Origin of the sequence: Lentilactobacillus sp. TOM.63, assembly GCF_030361045.1 — a bacterium.
Lineage (GTDB): Bacteria > Bacillota > Bacilli > Lactobacillales > Lactobacillaceae > Lentilactobacillus > Lentilactobacillus dabitei.
Genome location: NZ_JAUCAP010000009.1, coordinates 55,322 through 61,559, shown reverse-complemented (window position 1 = coordinate 61,559; position 6,238 = coordinate 55,322). Strand labels below are relative to the sequence as shown.

The following is a 6,238-nucleotide window of genomic DNA, read 5'->3' as shown; positions in this document are numbered from 1 at the left end:
AACCGGTATGCCCAAAGGAACCGTGATTTTCGATCGATTAAAGTTAATAAAACTGCCTTACTATGCCCACGAGGACCAACGACTGTATCTAGTTCAAAATCGCCGATGCGATTACGTTGATTAATCATCATGGGACGCTGTTCAATTGATCGCCCCAAAGATTGATTATATTTGGATCGTTGGTCAACGTTACGCCGTTGGCGTACGCCATGTTCAGGTAGATCATTCAAGGAGAAACCAATTCTCCCCTGATTTAGCCAATTATAAATAGATTTAGTAGCTAGTTTAAATTCGTGAGCAATCATTCCTGGTGACCAGCTTAGACGTAAATGGTTGAGAATTTTTTGCTTTAACTCATCGCTCAGCTTAGTTTTCCGACCACATCGTGATCGCTTGTATTCGGCATCTGTTTGTGCTAATTCAGCCTGATAAGGTTGACATCGAGATAATTCATAAGAAATTGTTGACGGTGATCGGTTCAGCCGAACGCCCATTTGGATATTGGACAGTCCTAGTTCACAAAAGGTTTCGATTTTAATTCGTTCGGAATAGGTTATACTAGACAAAAGATCAGCTCCTAAAAGATGGGTTTGTGGTAAACACCATTTTAAAGGAAGCTGATCTTTTTTGTCCGAACAGCGTTCGGATTAATTTTACAATCTACCATATAACGATTGCATTCCCAGATTTTACTGAGATAATTGATTTGTAAAATACGGATGAAGTTGGGTTGGTTGATGGAATCAATCCAGCAATGACACCAACTGGAACAGCCATATCAATGATTTTATGTTCTGGATCCTCTGATAAGATTCCTACCGTTTTCATATCACGATAACGTTCATTAACTGTTTTTGAACCGAAAATATTTTTTAATACTTTATCCTGCCAGATACCATAACCCGTTTCCTTTTGTGCCATCTTAGCCAATCGTTCGCTGGCTTCTACACCCGCGTCTGCCATTGCTTGGCAAATTGCATTCACCTTTTCTTGTGAAAACTGACTAAAGATCTTTTGCGCGCGGGTTGCTTGATGCAATAGCGTTCTAACTTCCTGGATTGAAGCTAGGTCCTCATCTGTTAAATTCAAATGTTATCCCTCCTTTGTAAATCTTTTAAGATGGCCTGGATTAATACTCGTTTTGTGCCCATCTTAATTTGCTTCTTTGTTAATGTCTTGATCTCCATTCGATATGCTTGTTTTCTTAAGTCAACAACTCGCATCCGTTCTAATGCTTTTGGATCAGTTACCCACTTAGGATCTACTTTGGATTGTGTTTTCGTATTTGTTGCCCCATCAGCATCATCACTGGTATCGCTTACATTTTTTCTAATTGACGCTGGCTTTTCATTCGTTTCTATCAACTTAGCTTGCGCCTCATTCATAGTTGGCTTTGCTTGAGATAGCTTTTCAGGAGTAGGTGGCTGGGATAATCCAATCACTTGCTGGTCTAATCGAGCAATTACTCGATTAGAGATCAAGCAATTAAATTGTTCGATGCTTGAAACTCCAGCATCAACACCGGCATTCACAGCTGCAACATCTCCAGTCATCAGAACCGTCACAAGTCCTCCACGAGTGATGTGGAGATCTTGCAAGCGCACTTCCGCCGCCTTCAACGCGCTATCGGCTGCAACCACAGCTCCCAAGAAGCCTCTCACTTCAATCATTCCGAGACTTTCAATTTCCACAATTTGTCACATCCTTAATCCACCTTTGGCACTGCGGCGATTTCTTTAACTGCGTTTGCAAAGGCGTCACAGGCAGCCTTACATGCTGATTGGCTTCCGATTAACAATCCGCCACCAAAGTTGGTTTCCGAAGGTGGGCCATAGAGTACCCCCATATCTACATCGGCCGCCTTCATAGCAGCATCAATGCCATAAATCGATTCAAGTGGTGGTGCAATGAGGTAGGCGATTGCGCCACCCTCAGCAACACCTGCAACTTTTGATAAATAACTTCCAGTTCGAGAAATTGTATGAGCAAAGTAAACAATACTGTCATCATTCGCACTCACAAAGTGAGCTTCCTCTTCAATAACTTGAACACAAGTATCAAGACCACTTCTAACTTCTGCCGGATTTGGTCCACCGAGGATACCGATAACCTCTCCAGCCAATTTTGTTGATGCATTTCCTGCACCTGCATACATACTCTTCCCATAAACAATTTCCACATCAGCCGTTTTGGTTGCTTCATCCAGGGCAACATATGTCACATCATCACAATCTGATGTTATGAGGCCAAGACTTTTGATATGATTGGGTAAATTTAATGATGTTGCGAGTGCTTCATCGACGTTGGGAATCAACCTCGTACTTAAAACATTTGCTTTAATGAAATCATCTTTCAATGTGCGATTCCTCCTTTCATTTTAGAAGAATTCAATTAATTACCTGCATTTTCTGCGGCTTTCAGGTCAATACCAGACTTCTTGAGTCGTAACATCTTGTCCAACATTTCCGCAATGTAGGCACCCGCTTCAACGGCAGGCAACCCACCATCATGGATATTTGATACAACCGTACGATTAGCTTCCGGCATTCCGATCTTCGGCTTATAAGCAATGTAAGCACTCATAGACTTAGCAGTTACCAGACCAGGGCGTTCGCCAACCAGCATACATACAACATCCGCATTGGTAATCTCACCAATCTGATCCTCCGCACCAACTCGAGCATATTTAACAAAAATAACATCTTTGGTTTCAAAGCCAAGGTTATATACTTTTAGACCTTGTTGGATAGCTGGAATAATATCTTTCACATTTGCCTCAATAGCTGCAGAACTAAGGCCATCACCGACAATCATTTGAATTTTTGGGTTTGGTGTCACCCCATTTTTTATCTTAGCTACCATTTCATCAGAGAATTTTCTCCCATAATCTGGTCTAGTTAAATACTCGTCCTTTGACGTACACGTAGTTTGAGTTTCCAAGAAGCCCATTTCCTTAGGCAGATTCGGATCAACATCACTAAATACGGCATCTTGAGCAGCAGCATGATCAGCTCTAAATCGAAGAACTGAAGCGGTTTTATAACGACAGCCTGCCCGCCACATCCCCAAACGAGCGGGAGTAAATGATTTAATCTTTAGATAACCCTCTCGATCGTGTGGATGAGGAACTAGAAATTGTTTACGTAAGTCAATTTTCGTAATGTCATCCAACACTTCACCCGATGCAACAGAACCAGCAGTTGTACCAGAAGCGATGTTGCTACCCTGAGTGTTAGAAATTGCTTTCTTTTCTGAAGAACCTTTACCTGAAGTCATATCTGTTAAGATACCTTCGATCATTGTTTTCAAATCTTCTTCATTCATGTCATATCACCTTCTTCTTAGTTTAAGAAAATCGAAGCATCACCAGCACGTTCGGTTAATTTGCCGTTATGGCTGAGATCCATATTCTCCATCCATTCTTCAAATTCTTTAATTGGATGATAACCAAAGATTTCACGAATTGTTGCGGTTTCTTGATATCCAGTTGACTCATAGTTCAACATAACATCATCAGCATGAGGAACCCCCATAATGTAGTTACAGCCGGCTGCACCAAGAAGAACTGCAAGGTTTTCCGCATCATTTTGATCTGCTTTCATATGGTTGGTGTAACAAACATCACATCCCATTGAGATTCCTTGTAATTTACCCATGAAATGATCCTCTAGCCCTGCTCGAATAACTTGTTTTGAGTTATATAAGTACTCAGGGCCAATGAATCCAACCACAGTGTTTACAATATATGGATCAAACTTCTTCGCGAATCCATAACAACGTGATTCCATCGTTAACTCATCAGCGCCAAAGTTTGCTTCTGCTGATAATTCAGATCCTTCACCAGTTTCAAAGTACATCACATTAGGTCCAGCAGCTTGTCCCTGATGAAGCGTTAGATCACGAGCTTCACTGAGCATATCTGCTGTAATACCGAACGCTGTGTTCCCTTTTTCTGAACCAGCAATAGATTGGAAACAAAGTCCAACAGGTGCCCCACGCTTGAGAGCTTCCATTTGAGTTGTAACATGCGCTAAAACTGAACATTGTGTTGGGACATCCCACTGTGCCCGGAATTCTTCAAATTTGTTCAGGATCTTAACAACATTATCTACTGAGTCATCATTAGGGTTTAAGCCGATAACTGCATCCCCAATGCCCATACTCAATCCTTCCATCACTCCGGCCATAATACCGTCAATATCGTCAGTTGGATGATTTGTCTGAAGTCTTGAAGAGAATGTACCTGGACGACCAATCGTTGTATTAGCAGTCTTCTCAACATCAATTTTCTTTGCTGCAACAACCAAATCCATATTTGTCATTAGTTTCGTAACTGCAGCCGCCATTTCAGACGTAATCCCTTGGCGAATTCGTTTGATTTCGTGATCTTGCGTATTATCATCCAAAATCCATTCGCGGAAATCTGAAACCGTCCAATTCTTAATTTCTTCGTAGATGCGCTTATTAACACCATCAATAATAATCCGAGTAACCTCATCATCTTCATACGGAACAACTGGATTGTTATATATGTCTTGAAGTGTTAAATTACTCAACACGACTTTTGCAGCAACTCGTTCAGTTGCGTCTGTCGCAGCTACACCAGCTAACTCATCTCCTGATTTAACCTCGTTGGCTTTTGCCAGGACTTCCTTTACTGATCCAAAACTATACAAATGATCAAATAACTTCGTCTGTAAAATCATTCTGTTGCCTCCTTTTACTACTTAATATTTGTTAACCGAAAACTAAAGTCTTCACGATAACCGGCAATACCTCTCCCCCAGCAATTGGTTCTCCAATATCGATGTAATCGCCATTTTCAACTTTGACACTATCAATGCATACAAACGGGTAATGCGCCGGTAATCTCGCAAACATACTATGCCCTAAAGCCTTTGCCATATCTTCATGGATCATGATAATCAGTGGCTCATGTTTAGCTATCAATACCTGAGCGCCTTTAACAATCCCTGCAGCATAACGCTGAACATCATCGAATGATGGGCTATGTTTCCCAACTAATGCAATTGCCACGTTATTGAGTTCGTTTTCAACCTGATACCAGCTAATCTTTTCACTTATTTTTTCTGATAGGTCCTCAGACTCTAGTAGCTCATCACTCTGAGCAATTTTGAGAATTGGTAAATTCCGTAAGGGCAGGATACCGTCTGTATAAGCAATTGTGCTACCAGTTACGTCAGTTGTATGAGATCCTGCACCAACAACTGTTGCCCTAATTGTTTCAATCGATGGATAAACTGTTTTCTCTTTGAAAATGAGAGAATTGCGAACGCCACTTCCCAATAGCAACCCAATATCCCCATATCGAAACTCATCGGCAGGCATTGTTTCATTCAAACAATCGGCTACACCTCCTGAGAATGTAACGCCGTCAATCCTATTTTCAGGATGAAGAGGATGATTGGTGATGAACGTATCAAAGTATGGGCTCTTGGTTCCTAAGCCGATTGAATTTTCTAACACTTGAACTAAACAATTGATAATTGGCTTTAGCTCATCAGCAGTTACAATCATTTCTTCTTGGATATTTAATTCAAGAGAACTGATTAATTCCTTTACCTTAGGAGAAATATAGGTAATTCTGTGTTCTTTAGGTGTAACTTTTATAAGTCGTCCGCCAACGTCAAAGCACGCGGTATCAATAATGTCTTCATCGCTGAACAACCCCAGGTTACTTGTTCCACCCCCAATATCCATATTGACAATATTTTTTCGATGTTCTTTAGCTAGCAGGTTCGTACCAGCCCCTTTCCCTGCAATGATACTTTCTAAATCAGGTCCAGCCGTTGCAACAACAAAGTCACCTGCATATCCGCTCAGTGCTTGAGTGACTGCGCTCGAATTTTGTTTTCTCGCAGTTTCACCTGTTATAATGACGGCTCCCATTTGAATATCCTGCTTGTCAATTCCAGCTTTTTGATACTGATTAGCAACAAATCTCTTTATAGCATTTGCATCGATTTCAGTTTGAGTTGATAATGGCGTAAAGATAATATCGCTTTTATATATAACTTCTTTTTTTGAAATATTAATTCTTGGAACTGAAAATGCTGATGCAAAATTTTTAATCGTTAATCGAGATAATACGAGTTGCGTAGTTGATGTTCCCAAATCAATTCCAACGCTCAAAATTTGATCATCTTTCATTTCGCCCCTCCTTTCAAAAAAATGGAGCTCAAGATCAAGCCACTATTACTTCTAGAAGACATCTTCT

The 6,238-nt window shown here is 40.8% G+C and carries 6 protein-coding genes and 1 pseudogene; all 7 read right to left on the bottom strand.

The features are described 5' to 3' along the window. Positions 1-566, bottom strand: a pseudogene (locus tag QUF07_RS03180) (IS30-like element ISLpl1 family transposase); the annotation flags it as partial. 94 nt (positions 567-660) lie between these two features. Continuing rightward, on the bottom strand, positions 661-1,089 hold the full coding sequence (locus tag QUF07_RS03175; RefSeq protein ID WP_289426774.1) for an aldehyde dehydrogenase family protein: 429 nt from the start codon (positions 1,087-1,089) through the stop codon (positions 661-663). Then, positions 1,086-1,691, bottom strand: a complete 606-nt coding sequence (locus tag QUF07_RS03170) for a BMC domain-containing protein (RefSeq protein WP_217341533.1) — start codon at positions 1,689-1,691, stop codon at positions 1,086-1,088. The genes QUF07_RS03175 and QUF07_RS03170 overlap by 4 nt, the downstream gene beginning before the upstream one ends. Positions 1,692-1,705: 14 nt before the next feature. Beyond that, positions 1,706-2,356: an ethanolamine utilization microcompartment protein EutL gene (gene eutL / locus QUF07_RS03165; RefSeq protein ID WP_289426773.1), complete on the bottom strand. Its 651-nt coding sequence runs from the start codon at positions 2,354-2,356 to the stop codon at positions 1,706-1,708. Positions 2,357-2,391: 35 nt separating this feature from the next. After that, positions 2,392-3,324 (bottom strand): ethanolamine ammonia-lyase subunit EutC, encoded by a 933-nt coding sequence (gene eutC / locus QUF07_RS03160; protein ID WP_217341531.1) that lies wholly within the window; start codon positions 3,322-3,324, stop codon positions 2,392-2,394. 17 nt (positions 3,325-3,341) lie between these two features. Next, positions 3,342-4,706, bottom strand: coding sequence for an ethanolamine ammonia-lyase subunit EutB (locus QUF07_RS03155; protein WP_217341530.1), 1,365 nt, complete (start codon positions 4,704-4,706; stop codon positions 3,342-3,344). A gap of 31 nt (positions 4,707-4,737) precedes the next feature. Then, positions 4,738-6,171 carry an ethanolamine ammonia-lyase reactivating factor EutA gene (gene eutA / locus QUF07_RS03150; RefSeq protein ID WP_217341529.1) on the bottom strand — a complete coding sequence of 478 codons (1,434 nt, stop codon included), beginning with the start codon at positions 6,169-6,171 and terminating at the stop codon, positions 4,738-4,740. Positions 6,172-6,238: the final 67 nt, after the last annotated feature.

Coding starts and splice junctions, on each gene's coding strand:
- QUF07_RS03155 (WP_217341530.1), bottom strand. CDS start 4,706: ATGATTTTACAGACGAAGTTATTTGATCATTTGTATAGTTTTGGATCA.
- eutC (WP_217341531.1), bottom strand. CDS start 3,324: ATGAATGAAGAAGATTTGAAAACAATGATCGAAGGTATCTTAACAGAT.
- eutA (WP_217341529.1), bottom strand. CDS start 6,171: ATGAAAGATGATCAAATTTTGAGCGTTGGAATTGATTTGGGAACATCA.